We start from the raw sequence: 20336 nt of genomic DNA, 5'->3' as shown, positions 1-20336 counted from the left end.
TTCATTCACTTCTTATAGCATCTGCTGGATTTGCTGTAGCGGCTTTGTAGCTGTGATAAAATACCGTAAAGAACCCTATCACCATGGCACAAATACCTGTGATGGCAAAAATATCCCAGCCGATAGAGATCGAATAAGCATAGTTGTTGAGCCAACTATTTAGAACGATGTAAGCAATTGGAGTGACAATTACATTGGCTATAAGAATTAAACTGACAAATCGCCAAGATAGATTCCGAATAATATGTGCAATGCTGGCGCCCAAGATTTTGCGGATGCCGATCTCCTTATTCTTTTTTTCCACAAGAAAAGCAGTCAATCCGAGAAGACCCAAACATCCAATAACTATGCTCAGACCGGTGAATAGAATCATCAAATGTGCGGTCCTTTTTTCATTTTGATAAAGCTGGTCTAACTCACTGACCAAAAAACTTGGTTCTATCGGACTATCGGGTACGATATCGTTGAAGATGGTGAATATGTGATCCATGGCAGCTTGTGATTGGTTCTGAGTCGTTCGTACGTAGAGGTTACTTATTTCGTGATCAATATAGGTAAGCACTACCGGTCCAATTTTTTCATGAAGCGAAGCGAAGTGGAAGTCTTCCACTACACCGATCAATTTACCAAAAGGCATGGGAGTCATTCTGAAGTCTTTTCCAATGGCTTCCTCAGGTGTCCATCCTATGCTATTAATCAACTGACGATTCGCTATATAGTGCCAAACAGAATCGTTTTCTGAAGTTTTGGTAAAATCTGATCCCGCAATCAGTTCAAGACCCATAGTCTTTAACCCCTTTCGGTCTACCGAAAATCCTGTGCAGTTGTTATTTTCTTTGCTGATCAATCCCTCTGCATCAAAGCCGTAGCCTGCTCTTATATTTCCCAGTACTTCAGAAACTTTGGCTGTGCTTTGTACGGCAGGATGGCTATTCAGACTGGCTTCAATAGCTTCAAGTTTGTCAAATGATGCCTGGTCTGCCAGAGGAATTACGATAATTTGTTCCTGATCAAAGCCTAGCTTCTTTTGGCTGCCATACATTACTTGCTTGTATATGATGATAGTTCCTAAGATGAGGAAAATGGAAATAGAAAACTGAAAGACTACCAATATTTTTCTGAATCTATCCCCTGACTTGGCAGAAAGAAAGGTGCCTTTTAGGACGGATACTGGTTGGAAGGATGATAAAAACAATGCTGGGTAGCTGCCAGCTAGTGCAGTAATGATGGCTAAAAGCCCGAGTAAGAATGCAGGCCAATGCCAACTATTCATAGGGTCAAAAGGTATCTCAGTGCCGATCACCTGATTGATGTATGGCAAAGCCAGTTGAACAAATGTGATGGCCAGTAAAATGGATAGTAAGGTAAGTATAGCTGTCTCTCCCAAATACCGTTTGATGAGCGCTTTTCTGCTACTTCCAAGCACTTTGCGAATTCCAACCTCCTTTGATTTTTTTTCACTCTGAGCTGTCGTGAGATTGATATAGTTGATACAGGCAATAATCAGAATGAATACACCTATGAACAAAAAGGTCAGCGTGTTTTTGTCATTCCCTCGCTTTCCAATATCAGCGGCTATGTCTTTTTGCATATGGATATCAGATAGTGACTGTAGACTAAAATTGATTCCAGCCGCATCGGCCGCCACGTCGCCGGTCATGTCTTCTTGAGCTTTAGCAAGAAAGAAGTTGGCAATTTTGTCGGTATTAGCTCGATCCTGTACTTGAACAAAGGTCATGAAGTTCATAGGAAACCACCCGATACCGTATCGAGCTTCCAATCTTTTGAATGAAGCTAAAGCACCTATGGGTATGGACGAATTCTTTGGTGGATTATAAAAAACTCCAGTTACTATCATATCTGTGTTACCATTGACCGTGATAATTTTTCCCATGGGATCAGCTGAGTCAAAATACTTCTTAGCCATGTCTTCTGTAAGGATTATGGAGTTGGGTTCGTTGAGTGCGGTGTTTGGGTCTCCTGACTTTAATTTAAAATCGAAGATTTTAAGAAAAGAAGGATCTGCATAGGCAAAATCAGATTCCTGAAATACTTTGTCTTCAAACTTCAGAGAATAGGGCACCCTAGAGCCAATAGGGAAGAACTTTGCCGTGTTGACCACCTCAGGAATTTCATTAGCGGCTATGTTTGAAATTTTGGTCCCCGTAACTGATAATTTTTCGATTCGATCGCCAGAGGCCCAATGAGTGAGTACGCGGTAGGTGTTGTTCTTTTTAGAGTGAAATTGATCGAAGCTATATTCGAAAGCTACAAACGACAAAATAACTATAGTGGTAGCGATGCCCAGAGACAAACCGAGCACATTCAGTAAGGTGAAAAATCTATCTTTTTTAAATCTTCTGAGGCTGATTAGGAGAAATTGATAAAACATAACTCTTGTGTTAATAGTTTAGGATGAGTTAGTTACGCCAATTTTAGTGCCAAATCAATAATCCGTGATTGGAGAGTGTATGGGGTATTGGCTGGAATAGTCAATGTTCGTTTTTGTAACACCCTGCATTAATTACGGACAATTGAAATGGTTCTTATATCTTTAATCTATGGATATCAGTGTCATCATTCCTACGCTCAACGAAGTCAATCATATCAGCAAAACAATTGACAGACTGCATTCGAACAAATCTCGTGAATTCGAGCTAGAAGTGATTGTAATTGATGCTGGGAGCAGAGATGGGACCACGAACACAGTCAAGGAAAAAGTAGACCAACTGATTGAAGACTCCACGCTGGCAGGAGCCAAATATAAGTCCTTGAACAAGGGTGCAGCAAGGGCCAAAGGGGAGGCGTTGCTGTTTTTAGATGCGGATACCTTACTACCTGAGAATTTTGATTTGTTGGTTATGAAGGCATTGAAGGTTAGAGGAGTTGTTGGTGGTGCTTTTGAGTTTGGTTTCAATAGAGGAGGGGTGGTATATAGAATCATCGAATGGATCAATAGAATTCGCTATCGTATAGATAAGCGTTATTTCGGGGATCAGGCAGTATTCTGTAGTAGAGAAAACTTTGAACGTGTGAGAGGCTATCCACACGAGCCAATTATGGAAGCCGCTTATTTCTGCAAGGCTTTGAGAGGTATTGGACGATTGACTCTCATCAAGTCGCCTATCCTTACCTCAGCACGTAGGTTCGAGCAGGGTAATGTTTTTAAAGTGTTTTTAAAGGATACCTGGATTTGGATACAGTTTACCTTGGGTTTGAATATAAAAAAGTACGCACCAGCCTACTGGGCAGAAAATCAAAATGGGGGATAACTTCTGCTCAATTATTTTTGAAAGCATTTGAAAATTGTAGTACTTGTGGTTGTAAAATTTTACTATCCGCCTGTCCCAATATGGAAGTGAATTTTCAATCAACTATGCAAACGAATGAGTGAGGAGACGATCAAAGAAGTATTTGATATCATCGTCAACATGGAAGTGGTAAGAGCTCAAAAGGAGCAACCAGAATTTGATGAGTCCGATGCTAGTTCATCTATTGTTGATGCTCTAAATATCGTTACTGTCGCACTGGAAGACAGACAATCCGAAATTGATAATCTGAAAGAGACAAACAAAGAACTGCTGATTTCTCTTCAGGAAGTAAGTCGTTATCAATCAGCTCTCGATATTTCTTCTATCGTAAGTATTGGGGATCAAAACGGAAACATTACCTATGTCAATGATATGTTTTGCCAAATCTCAGGATATGAAAAGGAAGAACTTATTGGTCAAAACCATAATATTCTAAAATCAGATCAGCATAAGCGTATTTTTTGGGATGGCATGTGGCAAATTATCAGCCAAGGCAACATTTGGCACAATGAAATCATGAATCTCAACAAAGAGGGGATAGGCTATTGGGTGGACACTACTATTGTCCCATTTTTTAATAGTCAGGGAGAGATCGTGAGTTACCTATCCATGGGGCATGATATTACCAAAAGAAAGTTGCAGGAAGAGGAAGCTAGAGAGTATCATTTGCAACTGGAAAGCATCAACAAGAACTTGGAAGATTTTGCTCATACAGTCTCTCACGACTTGAAATCACCACTCAACAATGCCAAAGGCTTGGTATCGATCATAGAGGCTTCAATGAGCGAAGATCAGCCTGCTGAGGTCAAAGAATACCTTTCGTTGCTGAACGAAACCAATGACAAAATGCGATCATTAATTGATGGTATCTTACAATATTCGAAAGCGAGTGGTAGAGATGCAAAACTGGATAGAATACTTCTAGAGCCTTTTATACAGGAGGTGGCCAATACACTGACAGCCAAAGGCAAGGCCAAACTTATATTCAAAAACACCCTGCCAGAGATTAGCTATAATGAAACAGTATTGAAACAGGTAGTTTCAAACTTGATGAGCAATGCTATTAAGTTTAACGACAAAGACCAGTGTATCATAGAGTTTTCGAGTAGGATGGACGATCATTATTACCATATCTCAATTGCTGACAATGGACCTGGCGTGGCCAAGGAATATCAAGAAGATATGTTTAAACTTTTCAACAAGGTGAACAAAGATACTACCAAAGATAGCTCTGGCGTGGGATTGGCTACGGTAAAGAAAATCATAAACGAAGCAGGAGGGAATATTTGGGTAGATTCAACCCTTGGTCACGGGACCAAGTTTACTTTCACTGTGAGGATAAAGCCTAAAGTTCACTGGTAAAGTTTGACATCATCGATCCAGAATCGTCGTGTGCCACCACCAGTTTGATAATCAACCCAGCCAATCATGAGCTCTTCGAAAACAGGAAAAACCCACTTTTCATCGAGGTCGTTCGAAACACAGCCTTGACCTTGGCCAATAACTGTTAAGTCTTCGATAAGTTGGTCATCTAGCCAAAACTTCATGGTTTGATTGGGGCCGTCAAATTGCCAACCAATCTTTGTCCATTGTTTTTCGGGAATAGCAGTTGCAGAGTGATGCCAGCAGTCGGTCTTTTTGCCCTGAGTGTCATAGTTGGCCATAAACCGTTTGTTGTGCTGACCACCATACCGTATTTCACTACGATAGCCTTGATCCTTTACCCTTCCAGTGCCTTGTACCATGGTCCAATGCACCCCATCTGGCGAAGCTTCATCAAGCCAGATGTAAAATGATCCAGTAATTCGGTTGTACGTAAATGGAAAGAGTGGATTTCCTTTTAGTACTAAAAAAGCTCTTTGGTCAAATCCTTCACCAGACTCGAAATAGATGGACTGGTTTCCTGTATGACTTCTTGTAGTATCAACTTTGATTATACCTTTGCCCTCGGTCGACCAGGGGCCTGACGGAGCAGATCCAACCTCGTAAAATTCGAAACCATCATCAAAAATGATGTCGCCATCTGATTTGCAGCTAAAAAGGCAAAACAGCATGAAGACGGATAACGTAATTTCAAACCCAGTTTTCATCCCTTCTTGCTCGCATTGAAGAGCTTTTGTTTCTCTTCTTTGCTTAGACTTTCATAGCCAGATTGTGAGATCTTATCTAAGATTTTATCGATTTCAGCTTGGTCAGCAATATTACTCGCTGTAGAGGATGATTGGGTATTGCTTGCGGTAGAATAAGTTTTTGTTCTTTTCTGATTACTACTCACTTTCATTTTAGGTTGGGAAACGAAAAAGCTCTTAAAGAATCTCATGACACCACCAATCCATGCGCCCCAATCCGTTCCAGCTTGTAGTTGTTTGATGTATACGTATCCCATGAGTGCTCCTCCTAAATGAGCAATGTTACCTCCTGCATTGCCTCCTACCGTACCAAGAAAGGATATCACAATATAGAAACCAGCAATATATTTGATTTTGACCGGGCCAAAGAACAGAAGGAAGAACGTGTAGTTAGGTACTAATGTGGCTGCTGCTACAGTGATGGCATAAACTGCTGCCGAAGCACCTACCATGCCATGAAAGTTGGAATTTTCAACATAAAATGGCACAAAGTTGTACACCAATAAATAAAGCAGGCCACCGGCCAACGCACCTAATACATAGAGATTAATAAGCTTTTGATTGCCAATGTATTCAACGATGAGCTTGCCAAACCAGTACAGCACCAGCATATTGAACAGGATATGAAAAATGCTATGAAGGCTATGTGCAAAGGCATAGGTGATCAGAGTCCAAGGTCTTAGTATAAAATCTGCGAAAAGTGGTGGTATGGAAAATTGGTCATACACAAAATCAGAGATCACTGAGAACCCAAATATCTTTCCAAAGACGTTGAGAACGGCAAGAACCAAAAACACAATCACATTAATGATTATGATCTGTGGTAAGGCATTGTTAGGCCTTCGCCAGGCATCTTTAAACTCATGTAAAAAATTGTCCATCATGTTTTTATGGCCGATTACTAATTAATAAAAATTACCACGCTGTCGCTGCCAATATTTAAGAATAAGAAAAGCAACTAACATACCACTTAAGTGAGTGAAATGAGAAACATTATCTCCAGTTCTTTTGAAAATTTCTGAGTACACTTCCCATGCTGCATATGCAAACACCAAATACTTGGCTTTAATAGGAAATGGAAAGAATAAAAGCATTAACTCCGTATTAGGGAATAACATAGCAAAAGCTAATAATATTCCAAAAACAGCGCCCGATGCACCTCGCATGAATCCTTTAGTGCGTGTATTATATATTCCATTGACAATGGAAACAGCATTGGACTCATAATTTGAGTTGGACGCATTGTCGAAATAAGTGTCTGCAAATTCTCCCAATTCTACAATGTTAAAATCTTTACCATAATTATGTATGTAAATGTAGAAATCATCTGGATTTGGATTTGCAGTAAATTCAATACTGTCTTTTTTTATAGAACCTTTATCGACCGTATCAGCTACACCGTAGAGTAAACCAGCACCTATACCAGTAATTAGATAAAAAATCAAGAATCTTTTTGCTCCCCAGACTCGCTCTAGCATTGGGCCAAAGACTAGGACGGCAAACATATTACTTATAAGATGCCACAAGTCAGCATGCAACCACATATAGGTCACATATTGAAAAATGAAAAATGAGTCAGAATAGATACTGTGTACCCCAAACAAAGGGCCAAAACTTATTTTCAGAATAAATTCTAAAAAAAGTATTATTCCATTGATGATAAGAATATTCTTGACGATAGGTGTCAGTTGAAACATGCGCTATTGATTAAAAAACTCTGCAATTTTTTCAAGCCCCAATATAATGAATGTTGGGGTGCCGTTTGGCGTATAGTTTGGTTGGTGACAGGCAAACAGTCGGTCTATTAAAGTTCTTAACTCTATACTGTCATTTGAGATTTTTGTTTTGCCGGCAGATCTTTTTGCTATAGATCTTGCCATATTTTCTTGTGTGCTCAGAGAAAGTTCGGATTTATTGAACTTGAATTGCTCCAGCAACCCTTCAAACAACTCTTTCTCATTGATATTTTTGATGTCGGCGGGAACGCCGTTGATGGCTACTGTGTTTTTACCAAACTCTTCAAATTCAAAGCCCAAGGCAGTAATTTCTTCTTTGAGTTCCATGACTAGTGCGAAGTCAGCGGGATTCATTTCGAAAGTAACCGGGAATAGGCTGCGTTGGGAGCTTCCAGACTTTTTGTGTAAGGTCTCCAGATACTTTTCGTACAAAATTCGCTGGTGCGCCAGTATCACATCTACCACCATTACTCCAGTCTTTACTTGCTTGAGTACATACTTTTCGTGCATCAAGATGGGTTTGGCGCTTGACTCCTCTACTTCAAATTCCACAGACTGTTGGGTATTGGCCTCGCTCTGAAAAATCATCTGTGGAGTTTCCAAACCGGCTAATTCTTCCTGCCTGATTTCAGCAGGAGAGGGCCTGGATTCATCAATGGCTTGTTCGTACATTTCGTCCCAGCGGGTGCTTTTGCCTTGTTTGTCCAGAGACTTGAAGCTGCTGTAGTTTCCTTCCGATTTGGTCGGTGTATTGAAGTGTGAATTATCAATCGCTAGATTTTTGAAATTGACATCAGACCCGAAATCCAAACTAGGAGTAACATTGTGTGTACCAAGGGCTTGTTTGACAGCGGCTTTGATAATGCCATATACGCTGCGCTCGTCATCGAATTTGACCTCCGTTTTGGTGGGATGTACATTGATATCAATATGCACAGGATCCATTTCTATAAATAGTGCATAAAATGGAAATTGACCTTCCTGAATCATACCTTCATAAGCACCCTGAACGGCATGGTTTAGGTAACTACTTTTGATAAAGCGATTGTTGATGAAGAAGAACTGTTCCCCGCGAGTCTTTTTGCAAAACTCAGGCGTGCCGATATAACCTTCCACTTTCAGCCAGTGCGTTTCTTCCTGGCAGGTGATTAATTGTTTTTGGTAGTTCTTTCCGAAAAGAGAAACAATCCGCTGGCTGAGTTTACCAGCCGGTAGTTGATAAATTTCTTTGTCGTTTTGTACCAGAGAAAAGCCGATGGTCGGGTTAGATAGCGCTACGCGATGAAACTCATCTAGTATATGACGCATTTCTACTGGATTGCTTTTAAGGAAGTTTCGCCGTGCGGGTACGTTATAAAATAAGTTCTTGACAGAAATGGAAGTCCCCTGATTAGCTGAAACTGGTTCCTGTTTTTTGATCTCAGAGGCTTCAATATGAATGAAAGTAGCTAGTTCTGCCTGAGCAGTCTTTGACTTTAGTTCTACTCTGGCTACGGCCGCTATAGAAGCTAAAGCCTCTCCGCGAAAGCCCATTGTTTTTATTTTGAAAAGATCATCAGAGGTGGAGATTTTTGAAGTGGCATGTCGTTCAAAACACATGCGAGCATCCGTTTCAGACATACCCAAGCCATTGTCAATGACCTGAATCAGCACCTTTCCCGATTCACTGATAATCAATTGGATGTTGGTGGCTCCAGCATCTACGCTATTTTCAAGTAATTCTTTTACAACCGAAGCGGGTCTTTGTACTACTTCGCCTGCTGCTATTTGGTTGGCGATAGCATCTGGTAGTAGATTGATGATGTCAGGCATTAATTTCTGGATTTATTTCTTCCCTTTAACCTGAAATAGAAGTAAAGTGGGGATAGTAATAAATAGATATAGAAGACATCGTTGCCGTAGAATACCCAACCCACAAATGTGGCTAGCATAGCTGCTGCAATAAGCATTTGTACTACTGAGGTCTGGCTTGATTTTCTTTCTCTTTTCCTAAATGCTGCGCTGATGCTGGAAGCATGTCCTGCGCTTGCACTTTCTTTGCCCTTGTTGGCTCGAGCTGCTTTTAATTTGCCTTCAATTTCCTCTTTGATGGGATCGTAGTAGCGCGGTTCGTAGTGAAACTGACTGAATTTATTCGTACGGATCAATGAAGGGAATTTCATAAAGTAATCTTCTTTATTCTTAACAAATCAAATCATAAATTACCATTGATGGAAAAAAAATGGCACTCTTTATGTAAGGTATACGTTGATTAGATATTATATGAATAATTTTCAGTCTAACTACTTCCATCCACCTGTAGTAATACTTTGATTATTCTGTATGCAAACTTACTTAGTTTCTATTTTATTACGGACAAATACAGGTAGAGTTGGTCTTCTTTTTTGCCTGATGAGTATTTGCGTTTCGGTCTCCGCATCGTTTGCGAACGCACCGGATCCAATTGAAAAGGACACTTTGTTTATCCAATGGGCGAAGACAAAAAACACATTGCCTACCCTTTTTTACGAGTTAGCAGATTTCAACGACTTTTCAGATCGTGTTGAAGCAGAGAGTCTGATACGAATGTATGGAATTGGTGGTGTCGTAGTCCCAAATGGTGAATTTAAAGAGGTGAAACTATGGATGGCTGTAAACCAATCCTGGAGAAAAGAACCTGTACTTCATATTGCATCCATTGATCAAATTTTCGAATTGCCATTTCAAGGTGTGTCTGGATTTCCAAATCAACTTTCTGTTACTTGCTTTACCGATGATAGTTTAGTGTATGCATTAGGAATTGCACATGCTCAATTGTTTAGGTCGATGGATATTGGATTGGTTCAAATTGAAGAAATTCCTTCCAAATTCTCAGCTTATGAATGGCGTAAGGTGCAGATATATTTGCAGGGCTTGAATGATGAGAAAGTCTCCTATTACTTTAAGGTGATGCCCCATCACTGGAATTGGACCAATGTTTCTAAGGATGAATGGAAGAGTAGGTTATTAAGTGTTTATGAAATCGATCCAAATGGAGTGCTGGAAAAGAAGTCATTGAAAAAGTATAAAAAGGAAAATAAAGATTCACGAATAGTTTTTGAAGCTTCAACAAGTATGGCTTTGAGTCTCAGGCAAATTGAAAGAGGGGTGGGTGTAACTCTAGTCTCAAAACAAAACAAACCTCAGACACTGATTAGTCATTTGCTTTCGGAAGGAATTCCCACAAAAGGATATTACAAGCAACATGCCAAAGCCTATTTTAAATTATATCACGATATAGAAAAACGATTAACTCAATCTAATGATTCATCTAGAGATTGGGTTAAGCTCAAACGAAAATTCCAACTGAAGGATGTTGCGTTGACGAACGACCTTAATCAACTTTTGCCTTTTAGTGATTTAGGTGAGATCGATTTTGTGACGATATCAAGTAATACTGCTTTTACGGATATCGTAGATAGGTACAAATTGGCCACTCATTTTTCTATAGATGTTTTTAGCGTTCCCATAGACTCATTAGAAGAATTGATTTCGAAGCGATCTGTTTTGCTGGTGGATTTGAATTCATGGGAGAAAGAAGAGCAGCTTGGAATAATTAGTCTGTGTGATTCGTTGAGTGCAACTTTCCCAATTCTTACCTTCTTGGAAGGAAACCATGACATGCTAGAAAACTCAATTGGGAATGTGCCCATGATCTGGAATCCTGATGGATCTAAATCAAGATTGGATGAAATGGTTGAGATGGCATTTGGAGCGAGAGCTGTTTCTGGAGCGTTGCCAGGTTATTTTCAAGAAGATCAATCTCGGAAAGGAGTAGTTACAAAAGCCAATGGCAGGCTTATATATTCCAGCCAATTTACAGAGGTTGTTAATCAAGAAATATTAAACCAAATAGACACAATGGTTGCCCATGCCATTCAAGAAGAGATGATGCCAGGATGCCAAATCATGATGATTAAAGACGGACAGGTAGTCTACGACAAATCCTTTGGGTATCTGACCTACGATAGTTTAACTGCCGTACGATGGAACCATGTATATGATATCGCTTCGGTTACAAAAACAGTGGCTACGGTGCCTGCCTTGATGCAAAGAATGGATGAAGGTAAGGTGAGATTGGATGGTTTTTTAGGAGACTACCTTACCGACATTGATACGAGTAAAACAGAGCTGATGTTGGATGATATACTGACTCATCAGTCTGGCTTAAAGTCGTATTTGCCGTTTTGGCGCAACGCCAAATACTTTTCTGATAGTGCGAGTTTTCTTTATAAGAAGAGGAAAAGAAGGAGAAGGTATACTTATCATTCCATTCACTGGGGAGATTCTATTCAGTCGTGGATAGGCCATTCACAGTATAATAGTTTGTCTAATGGAGACGGAACCTATCGCTATTTGTATAGCGATTTGGGATTTATGCTAATGAAGGATATGGTGGAAGAGAATTGTGCTTGTGATTTTGATCGAAGCCTGGATGAAACGATTTATCAACCATTGGGTATGAGTTTTACTTCCTTCAATCCATTGAGTAAAATATCAAAAGAACAAATCGCTCCAACAGAGCAGGATAAGTTTTTCAGGTCGGAACTACTGAGGGGAGTGGTGCATGATAAAAACGCTGCATTGCTTGGTGGGGTGAGCGGGCATGCGGGTCTCTTTTCAAATGCTAGCGATTTGGCTAAATATATGCAGATGCTGTTGCAAGGAGGGTACTATGGCGGACTTCGATATTTTTCTAATGACGTGGTACAAACCTTTACTTCCAAAAAGAATGAAAATGACAGACGAGCCATGGGGTGGGATAAACCCTATGCTTCCGTGGGTAATGCATCCAAGTATGCATCTTCGGAATCTTTTGGGCACTCAGGCTTTACGGGAACACTGGTTTGGGCAGACCCCAAGTATGACTTGGTTTATATTTTCCTTTCAAACCGAATATATCCCGATCCTCAGAATTATAAACTAATAGAAAGTAATACTCGTACTAAAATCCACGACCTGATGTATGAATCGTTCTTAAATATTAAAAAGGAAACGAGTCCTGGAAGTTGATATAATGTTATTGAATTTGGGTTAGTAATTATTAGAAGCCTAATTTCGCATCTACCGAACCTGACTGTATAATTAGATAGAGCATAAATGAATATAGGAGTTGTTTGTTATCCAACCTATGGAGGTTCGGGAGTAGTGGCCACGGAGCTGGGCAAAGCTATGGCTGCAGAAGGGCATAAGGTCCATTTTATTACTTATTCTCAACCTACTCGCTTGGATTTTTTCAATGAAAATCTGTTTTATCACGAGGTTGATATCAAACCCTATCCACTCTTTCAGTATCCGCCTTATGAGATTGCATTGGCTAGTAAAATGGTGGATGTAGCTAAAAAGGAAAAGTTGGATATTTTTCATGTGCACTATGCGGTACCGCATGCTTCTGCGGCTTATATGGCCAGGGAAATATTAAAAATGGAAGATGTACATATTCCATTTATCACTACACTCCATGGTACAGATATTACCATTGTTGGCAAAGACGCTTCACTTGAACCAGTGGTTACTTTCTCTATCAATCAATCAGATGGTATAACGGCGGTATCAAGTGATTTGAGTAAAGACACTTATGATCATTTTAAAGTCACCAAGGACATCAAGGTTATTCCAAACTTCATTGATTTGGACAGATTCAAAAAGCAGAAAAAGGATCATTTTAAAAAAGCCATTTGTCCAAATGGTGAAATGTTAATTGTACATACCTCTAATTTTAGAAAGGTAAAACGTGTACAGGATGTGGTCAAGGTATTTAATGAAGTGAGAAAAACAGTGCCTGCTAAGCTTTTGCTGGTTGGAGATGGACCGGAGCGATCTGCTATTGAGAAGTTGGCGGAGCAATCTTGCAGTATAGATGATGTAAGGTTTTTAGGTAAGTTAGAAGCTGTAGAGGAGGTGCTGAGTGTTTCTGACCTGTTCTTGATGACTTCTGAGAAAGAAAGTTTTGGCTTGGCAGCCCTTGAAGCTATGGCATGCGAAGTGCCTTTGATATCTACGAATGCAGGTGGATTACCGGAGTTGAATGTAGATGGAGTAACGGGCTTTTTATGTGATGTAGGAGATATAGATAACATGTCAGCCAAAGCACTCCAAATCCTGGACAAAGACAACTTGCCAACGTTTAAGGCTGCTGCTCTAAAAAGAGCTAAGGAGTTCGAACTTTCGAATATACTACCTATGTATGAGGGCTACTACAACCAAGTCGTTGAAGAATTTAAGGCAAAAATTGCCGTCAAATAGCTTAATGACAATAATCATATTAAAAATGAGTTGCTCGTTTTTGTATTTATTTTAGGTTTATAGATATGTTTGCAGTTCAAAACTTGATTTAAAAATTCTACTTGTTTCATGGAAAACAAAGCCAAAAACTCTGGGTCTGGGCAAATTTTCAAAAACCCAATCTTAGAAAAACTAACCAAAACGCATATTTCGATGCCATTAATTGCCTTTTCGGCAGTTTCTTCCTATTTGATTTATACGGGGGCTACTGAATATGGCTTGAATGTCATTTCACTCGTATTGCTGTTTTTGGCTGGTACGTTTGCTTTTACTTTTGTGGAGTATTTAATGCACCGTTTTTTGTTTCACATGCCTGAAACAACTCCTGCAAGAAAGAAGGTAGTATACACTATGCATGGTGTACACCATGATCACCCAAAAGACAAGGACAGGTTGGCTATGCCAGTGCCATTGAGTTTGACTATTTCATTTTTGTTCTTTTGGTTCTTCAGACTGTTGATGGGAGAACTAGTCTGGGGGTTTTTGCCTGGATTCTTGATGGGCTATGCTGGTTATCTTTGGATTCACTTCATGATTCACGCCTTTCAGCCACCTAAGAACTTCTTTAAGTTTTTCTGGGTACACCATGGCATACATCATTATAAACAACCGGAACGTGCTTTTGGGGTGACCACACCTATTTGGGATTTGGTATTTCGTACAATGCCTATCAAATAGTTTGCTTTAAGATTTCTTTTCTTTTTTAGGCTTCTTGGGTTTTGGCTCCAGGATCATTTTGAACGTAGAATCTCTGATGAAGAGAATCATGTCTTGTACTAATGTGGCAAATATGGGTCTACGTCCAGCCATTTGTATTTGCTAATTTTCACTCACAAAGTGAGGCTTGAATGTTCCAAGGCTTATCTCGATAATTTTTTTCCTATAAACATGCCTTGTGAGCTTGCTCTGAGGTCAGTTGACTTAGTAGCGAGCTTCATTAAATTTATTAAAATTAAACCAACATTAAGTGGTTAATCCAGTTTAATGTTACGAGTTTTAATAAGAAAAGAGGCAGATGATAGGTTACAGATTTACTGAATATATTCCTGAAAAAAAGGAGTCCAGCGACACCTTTGATAGCTTGTGGAATATTTTCAGAGAGCTCCTGTTAATAACTTCTGGAGATCCGAATGAAGCTTTAAGCTGGCTGACCAATCTTGACAAGCAGTATAATATTACCAGTGAAAATTATGGAATAGGTGATTTTATAGAAGAGTTAAGAGAAAAAGGATACCTTGACGAGGAAAGAAAAACAGGAAAACTCAAAATCACAGCCAAAACCGAGAATGACTTTAGAAAGAATGCATTGGAAGAGATTTTTGGCAAGCTGAGAAAGTCGGGTAAAGGGGATCACAACACTTTTATTTCTGGGCGAGGAGAGGAGAAAGGAGTAGATATTCGAGATTTTCAGTTCGGAGATTCTCCTGATAATATCTCGGTTACGGATAGTCTTCGTAATGCACAAATCAATCATGGTTTTGGTGACTTTATGCTAACCGAAGATGATTTGGAAGTCGTAGACAATGAATACAAAACACAGACTTCTACTGTTTTAATGATTGATATCAGTCATTCTATGATTTTGTATGGGGAGGATCGAATTACACCTGCTAAGAAAGTGGCAATGGCGCTCTCTGAGTTAATCTTAAGCAAATACAAAAAGGACACCCTGGATGTAATTGTGTTTGGAAATGATGCCTGGCAAATCAGTATTAAAGATTTACCATACTTAAGCGTAGGGCCATATCATACGAACACTGTAGCAGGCTTGGAGCTAGCCATGGATATTTTGCGGAAGCGAAAGAATCAAAATAAGCAGATTTTTATGATTACAGATGGAAAGCCTACTTGTATGAAAGTGGGCATCAAATATTATAAAAATAGTTTTGGACTCGATCCCAAAATTTTAAAGAAAACCATGAATTTGGGAGCAGCTTGTCGACGCTTGAATATACCAATCACCACTTTTATGATTGCCTCTGATCCCTATTTAAAACAGTTTGTGAAGGAGTTTACAGCTGTTAACAACGGCAACGCCTACTATAGTGATTTACAAGGATTGGGGCATCTGGTGTTCGAAGATTTTAAAAAGAATAGAAGAAAGAATTTATAAATGACGAAAGGATATAGAGGTCTAAGTGCAGACCAAAAACTTGCCATTACCACACTAGGCCAACTCAGATCAGAAGGATATGAGCCACAGTCAATCAAAGACGAATTGAGAGCCAATTTGATTACTGCAATACAATCGGGAGAAAATGTATTCGAAGGGGTATGGGGTTATGAAGATACCGTTATTCCAGATATTGAGCGTGCTATTTTGTCTAGACATAATATTAATTTGCTAGGGCTTCGTGGGCAGGCTAAAACGCGAATTGCCAGAATGATGGTCGGGTTGCTGGATGAATGGGTACCTTTTGTGCATGGTAGTGATTTGAATGATGATCCACTCCAACCACTTTCGAGACATGCCATTGATTTGATCGCGGAAAAGGGGGAGGACACACCGGTCAGCTGGTTGCATAGAGACGAACGATTTACTGAAAAACTGGCCACTCCAGATGTGTCAATTGCTGATTTGATAGGTGATGTAGACCCGATTAAGGCGGCTACTTTGAAACTGCCATATTCTGATGAACGCGTAATTCATTATGGACTGGTGCCTCGGTCACATCGTGGCATCTTTGTTATCAATGAACTACCTGACTTACAACCAAGAATTCAGGTGGCTTTGTTCAATATTTTGCAAGAAGGAGACATCCAAATTAGAGGATTCAAGTTGAGGTTGCCACTGGATATTCAGTTTGTATTTACTGCCAACCCTGAGGACTACACCAATAGAGGGAGTATTGTAACGCCGTTGAAGGATCGACTGGGCAGCCAGATTATTACGCACTATCCAAAGGCAGTAGAAACAGGTTTGAAGATCACCCAGCAAGAAGCTGCAGTTGCTAAAAATACTTCCGGTCATATTGTAATAAATGAATTGGCCAAGCTACTCATAGAGCAAATTGCCATTGAAGCTAGAAGTAGCGAGTATGTAGATGTAAAGAGTGGTGTATCGGCTCGACTGACTATCTCAAGTTATGAGAATCTGGTAAGCGCTGTAGAGCGTCGTCTCTTGAAAAATAAGGAAGCAGCAGGCCATGTTCGTATTGCCGACTTCATCGGAATAGTTCCATCTATTACTGGCAAAATAGAACTGGTGTATGAAGGTGAGCAGGAAGGGGCAGGAATAGTAGCCCAGAATCTGGTTGGAAAAGCCATTCGAACTTTGTTTGTGGATTATTTTACCGATCCTGATCAGGTGAGGAAGAATCGTGAGATGCAGGATCCTTTCAAGCCGATTGCAGACTGGTTTGGGAATAGCAACATGATAGATTTGCTGCATGATTATTCACAAAAGGAGTACAGAAAAGAATTGAATAAAATTCCTGGTTTGGCCGATTTGGTAAAAGATCAAATTAAGGATAATAAAGATGAAGATTTTAAATATTTCTTAATGGAGTTTGTTTTGTTTGGGTTAGTGGAATATAGCTATCTGAGCAAGCATCCATTGGAAAATGGAATGAGAATAGACGATTTATTAGGTAGTATGATTTCGGGATTTACGAATCCTGGAGAAGATATTGAAGACCAGCCGTAACGGAATGGCCAGTAAACCGTCCTAACAGAAATAGAGTATATGTCTGAAATAATCAAGACCACAGAAATAGCCAGAAAGTATGTGATGGGTGCTGAGACCATTCACGCATTAAAAACGATTAGCATTTCAATCAATAAAGGGGAATATGTCGCTTTTATGGGGCCTTCTGGTTCCGGAAAATCTACTTTGATGAATATCATCGGTTGCTTGGATACGCCAAGTGCCGGGACCTATATTCTCAATAATCATGATGTTTCTGATCTGGACGAAAACGAATTGGCAGAGATAAGGAACAAGGAAATAGGTTTTGTGTTTCAGACATTTAATCTGTTGCCTCGATCCACTGCGTTAGAAAATGTAGCCTTGCCTTTGGTGTATGCCGGGATGGGTAAATCAGATCGTGAAGAACGAGCCCACGAAGTACTCAAAGGAGTGGGGTTGGAAGAAAGGGCGCTTCACAAGCCCAACGAGTTATCTGGTGGGCAGAGACAAAGAGTGGCCATTGCGAGAGCATTGGTGAATAATCCTAGTATCATACTGGCTGATGAGCCGACGGGTAATCTGGATACCAAAACCTCTTATGATATCATGGAACTGTTTGAACAGTTGCATTCACAGGGTAATACCATCATTATGGTGACTCATGAAGAAGATATTGCTCAATATGCCCATCGCATCATCCGCTTGAGAGATGGCGTGATAGAAAGTGATGAGATCAATAAAGATATTCGAAAAGTTCAGGCTCAGACAGCATCAGCCTAAAGCTAATACTGTTGATTATAATCTCCTAGATCTAATCAACCGGCCAGGGTAGAATACAGCTTGTATAAGATTGTATTCGAGCTGCCCAAAATCGAAAGTGATTCCTTCGACCTCAAAAGACGAAAATGGATACCATCGGAGATTGGTGCGGAGTATTAATGCCTCTTCTACCTTACCTGGGACTATATCCCATCCTATTGTAAGCCCTGGCTCAAAGGATTGAGTATCTATATCATGGGCATTGGTGTTTTCGCTGTATTGAATATGATCATAGGCCATATTTAATCCAATGTAGGGTGCGAACCCGGTATAGTCTGTGATGAATTTACAGACCTCGAAGGCTAGCGAGGTTTTTTGTATGGTTTGTGTTGTGCCATATCCGCTAGCTTCGAATTGAGGATTTCTGAAAGATAGGACGATGAAATAATCAGCGCTGTTGGATTGATATCCAACAGCTAAGTCAAAGTACAGTTCAGAAGTGAGTTGGCTTTGTAGGTAAGGAAGTTGTGAATTGTTGTAACCGGATGACTCAGTGGAGAATGAGGTAGATGGGCCAGCTGCTATAAAAAAGTCACCTTCGGTAGTTGCACCGGTATTCAAGTTGGAAACCCGAGGATATGCATTCCATCTTTTATTTACTTCTTTGTTTTTGCTATGGCTATTTTCCCAGGCATACAGAATTCCCAATTGCAGGGCGAAGTCAGGTGTTTCTATTTTCTGAAATTGGTTGGTAGATATTGGATAATTCCACTGGGTATTTTGAGAGTAGGAGGCTCCTAACCTTGCCGTGAATCCTTTATAGCCATAGAGAATGCCAATTTCTGGCATAATACCAAAGTCTTTAGATAACGTGGGTTGATCTGTTTCTATTCCAAAGATTTGCTTGAATTCTGTTCCTTGCCAGCTCAATCCCATATATGGTGTGAGCTGTTGGTCTTTGTAAGCCCAAGGCAAATATCTAAAGCCTGTGACCACAGCATTGGTTAGCTCATAGTCTGAATCTGAGGAAGATGAAAGATTGAACTGGGTTAGAGGTATTGAAACGTAAAATTCGGCATGGCCCCAAAAATGAAAAGCGCCCCAATTGAGATATGGACTGAAAGAAGCAGGGTTGTTGATCGCTTCGATTTCATTGTTGATCATTCCGTACCCAGTAAAAGAAGGAATGAGATTTCCTCCCAACTCAAAGTACATTTTGGCGAAGTCGAGTCTTTTTTTCTGAGTGACCATTTCTGGGTGTTGAGCGGATGCAAAAAAAACTACACCAAAAAACAAGTATGTGAATGAAATGAATCTAACCATGAGTTTACTTTTTTAAGAGCAAGATTCAATCGAAATGTCAAGGCCTACAATCGGGAAAAGGTATGATAAATGATTGCGTGGTCAATATCATACAAAAGTATGAGTAGCGTGAGATTATGAAATGAGCGTGTGAATTAGTTCACTTCTATTTTTGACTTTGCACTTATGGTATATTTTAGAAGTGTGTGTTTTCACAGTGGGTACAGAGATATATAACTGCTCCGAAATTTGAACATAAGTTTGTCCTTTGATTAATAGGCGAGCTACTTCGGTTTCCCGTTTAGTGAGGGCAAAATTTTTATATACCTGTTCTTCGGATACATTTTCGGGTTTTACCAATGACAAACGCTGAATGTTGTCCCACATCTTGCTGGTTGCAATCACAATAAACATAAGGGGATAGGTGAACCCCATGCTGATTGTTGCTCCAGAAGAGATTGACAGGTGATTGAAGACAAAAGAAATAGGAAGCACAACTACGATTGTCACTGCAAATATTCGTTCGGTCCGCTCTCGATTTGGCAAACCCAGTTTGGGTTTGGTCTGTCGAATGACTTGCATAGAACAAATGATGGAGATTAGCATAAATCCCAATACGGCGTATTGTAAGTAGCCCAATAGGGAGGCTAGATAACCCGCTAGAATTAATAATAGTAATAAAATAGAAAGTCCTATGACTATCCTTTTCCAAACATCTGGAATATTATTTTTTCGTTCCTGAAGAACGCTCAAGGGAGTGGTTAGACCTACCAATACCATAGTTACCAGTGTGAAAACGTCTGTCTCATTGGTAATTTGAGATGTGAAATTGGCAGCAGTCAGTGCTATGATGAGTAATAGTAAAGATCCAGTGAACGCGATGGACTCCCAGTGTTCGATGCGTTTTGAATAGCATATAACCTCAAGAAATAGGGTGATTATGATGGTCGTATAAGCTATGATTAACAGCGCAATTTCAAAAGTCTCCATATCTGTGCGTCGAACTTCTTGAGATAATTAAAGTTTGAGGGCAAATTAAAATATTGAGTGGCTAAAATAGTATCGCGTCCGATTAATAATTTTCCAAAACGGAGACTAAACACTGGGATTATCCTAGCAGAATATATTCAAATGATCTCTAAGAAGGAAGTCAACAAACCCTTCTTAG

At 39.9% G+C, this 20336-nt stretch carries 16 protein-coding genes; 8 read left to right on the top strand and 8 right to left on the bottom strand.

Going from position 1 to position 20336, the window contains the following annotated elements; all coding sequences use genetic code 11:
• Position 1: 1 nt before the first annotated feature.
• Positions 2–2392: an ABC transporter permease gene (locus ACO6S2_RS15545; protein ID WP_422359478.1), complete on the bottom strand. Its 2391-nt coding sequence runs from the start codon at positions 2390–2392 to the stop codon at positions 2–4.
• Positions 2393–2561: 169 nt separating this feature from the next.
• Here ACO6S2_RS15545 and ACO6S2_RS15540 point away from each other — a divergent pair, with 169 nt between their 5' ends.
• Positions 2562–3272 carry a TIGR04283 family arsenosugar biosynthesis glycosyltransferase gene (locus ACO6S2_RS15540; RefSeq protein ID WP_422359477.1) on the top strand — a complete coding sequence of 237 codons (711 nt, stop codon included), beginning with the start codon at positions 2562–2564 and terminating at the stop codon, positions 3270–3272.
• Between the two features lie 114 nt (positions 3273–3386).
• Positions 3387–4673, top strand: a complete 1287-nt coding sequence (locus tag ACO6S2_RS15535; protein WP_422359476.1) for a sensor histidine kinase — start codon at positions 3387–3389, stop codon at positions 4671–4673.
• Here ACO6S2_RS15535 and ACO6S2_RS15530 read toward each other — a convergent pair.
• Genes ACO6S2_RS15530 through ACO6S2_RS15510 form a run of 5 tightly spaced genes read right to left on the bottom strand, consistent with a single transcriptional unit; the run spans position 4664 to position 9338 of the window.
• The gene (locus ACO6S2_RS15530) at positions 4664–5401 is read right to left on the bottom strand and encodes a hypothetical protein (RefSeq protein ID WP_422359475.1); all 738 of its coding nucleotides are present in this window, start codon (positions 5399–5401) and stop codon (positions 4664–4666) included. The two genes, ACO6S2_RS15535 and ACO6S2_RS15530, sit on opposite strands and share 10 nt — an antisense overlap.
• Positions 5398–6324: a rhomboid family intramembrane serine protease gene (locus tag ACO6S2_RS15525; protein WP_422359474.1), complete on the bottom strand. Its 927-nt coding sequence runs from the start codon at positions 6322–6324 to the stop codon at positions 5398–5400. Before ACO6S2_RS15525 ends, ACO6S2_RS15530 begins: the two co-directional genes overlap by 4 nt.
• A 21-nt stretch (positions 6325–6345) precedes the next feature.
• Positions 6346–7137 carry a rhomboid family intramembrane serine protease gene (locus ACO6S2_RS15520; protein WP_422359473.1) on the bottom strand — a complete coding sequence of 264 codons (792 nt, stop codon included), beginning with the start codon at positions 7135–7137 and terminating at the stop codon, positions 6346–6348.
• Positions 7138–7140: 3 nt separating this feature from the next.
• Positions 7141–8988, bottom strand: a complete 1848-nt coding sequence (gene mutL, locus ACO6S2_RS15515) for a DNA mismatch repair endonuclease MutL (protein ID WP_422359472.1) — start codon at positions 8986–8988, stop codon at positions 7141–7143.
• Positions 8988–9338, bottom strand: a complete 351-nt coding sequence (locus tag ACO6S2_RS15510; RefSeq protein ID WP_422359471.1) for a hypothetical protein — start codon at positions 9336–9338, stop codon at positions 8988–8990. The genes mutL and ACO6S2_RS15510 overlap by 1 nt, the downstream gene beginning before the upstream one ends.
• Before the next feature lie 229 nt (positions 9339–9567).
• Here ACO6S2_RS15510 and ACO6S2_RS15505 point away from each other — a divergent pair, with 229 nt between their 5' ends.
• From ACO6S2_RS15505 to ACO6S2_RS15480, 6 genes are all read left to right on the top strand, one after another.
• Complete coding sequence (locus tag ACO6S2_RS15505) at positions 9568–12207, top strand: serine hydrolase domain-containing protein (RefSeq protein ID WP_422359470.1); 2640 nt, start codon at positions 9568–9570, stop codon at positions 12205–12207.
• A gap of 87 nt (positions 12208–12294) precedes the next feature.
• The gene (gene bshA, locus ACO6S2_RS15500; protein ID WP_422359469.1) at positions 12295–13440 is read left to right on the top strand and encodes an N-acetyl-alpha-D-glucosaminyl L-malate synthase BshA; all 1146 of its coding nucleotides are present in this window, start codon (positions 12295–12297) and stop codon (positions 13438–13440) included.
• A gap of 108 nt (positions 13441–13548) precedes the next feature.
• Positions 13549–14157 carry a sterol desaturase family protein gene (locus ACO6S2_RS15495; RefSeq protein ID WP_422359468.1) on the top strand — a complete coding sequence of 203 codons (609 nt, stop codon included), beginning with the start codon at positions 13549–13551 and terminating at the stop codon, positions 14155–14157.
• Between the two features lie 337 nt (positions 14158–14494).
• Positions 14495–15592 carry a vWA domain-containing protein gene (locus tag ACO6S2_RS15490; RefSeq protein ID WP_422359467.1) on the top strand — a complete coding sequence of 366 codons (1098 nt, stop codon included), beginning with the start codon at positions 14495–14497 and terminating at the stop codon, positions 15590–15592.
• Positions 15593–17125: a magnesium chelatase gene (locus ACO6S2_RS15485; protein WP_422359466.1), complete on the top strand. Its 1533-nt coding sequence runs from the start codon at positions 15593–15595 to the stop codon at positions 17123–17125. It abuts the gene before it with no gap.
• Between the two features lie 39 nt (positions 17126–17164).
• Positions 17165–17887 carry an ABC transporter ATP-binding protein gene (locus tag ACO6S2_RS15480; protein WP_422359465.1) on the top strand — a complete coding sequence of 241 codons (723 nt, stop codon included), beginning with the start codon at positions 17165–17167 and terminating at the stop codon, positions 17885–17887.
• A gap of 15 nt (positions 17888–17902) precedes the next feature.
• On the opposite strand, the gene ACO6S2_RS15475 is transcribed toward ACO6S2_RS15480, so the two are convergent.
• Both ACO6S2_RS15475 and ACO6S2_RS15470 read right to left on the bottom strand, forming a co-directional pair.
• Complete coding sequence (locus ACO6S2_RS15475) at positions 17903–19189, bottom strand: hypothetical protein (RefSeq protein ID WP_422359464.1); 1287 nt, start codon at positions 19187–19189, stop codon at positions 17903–17905.
• A gap of 114 nt (positions 19190–19303) precedes the next feature.
• Entirely contained in the window at positions 19304–20158 is an 855-nt protein-coding gene (locus ACO6S2_RS15470; RefSeq protein WP_422359463.1) for a response regulator transcription factor, read from the bottom strand.
• Positions 20159–20336: the final 178 nt, after the last annotated feature.

The sequence above is a fragment of the Reichenbachiella sp. genome, assembly GCF_965233835.1.
Lineage (GTDB): Bacteria > Bacteroidota > Bacteroidia > Cytophagales > Cyclobacteriaceae > Reichenbachiella.
Note: the sequence above shows the minus strand (reverse complement) of the source record. Positions and strands in the feature narration are given on the sequence as shown.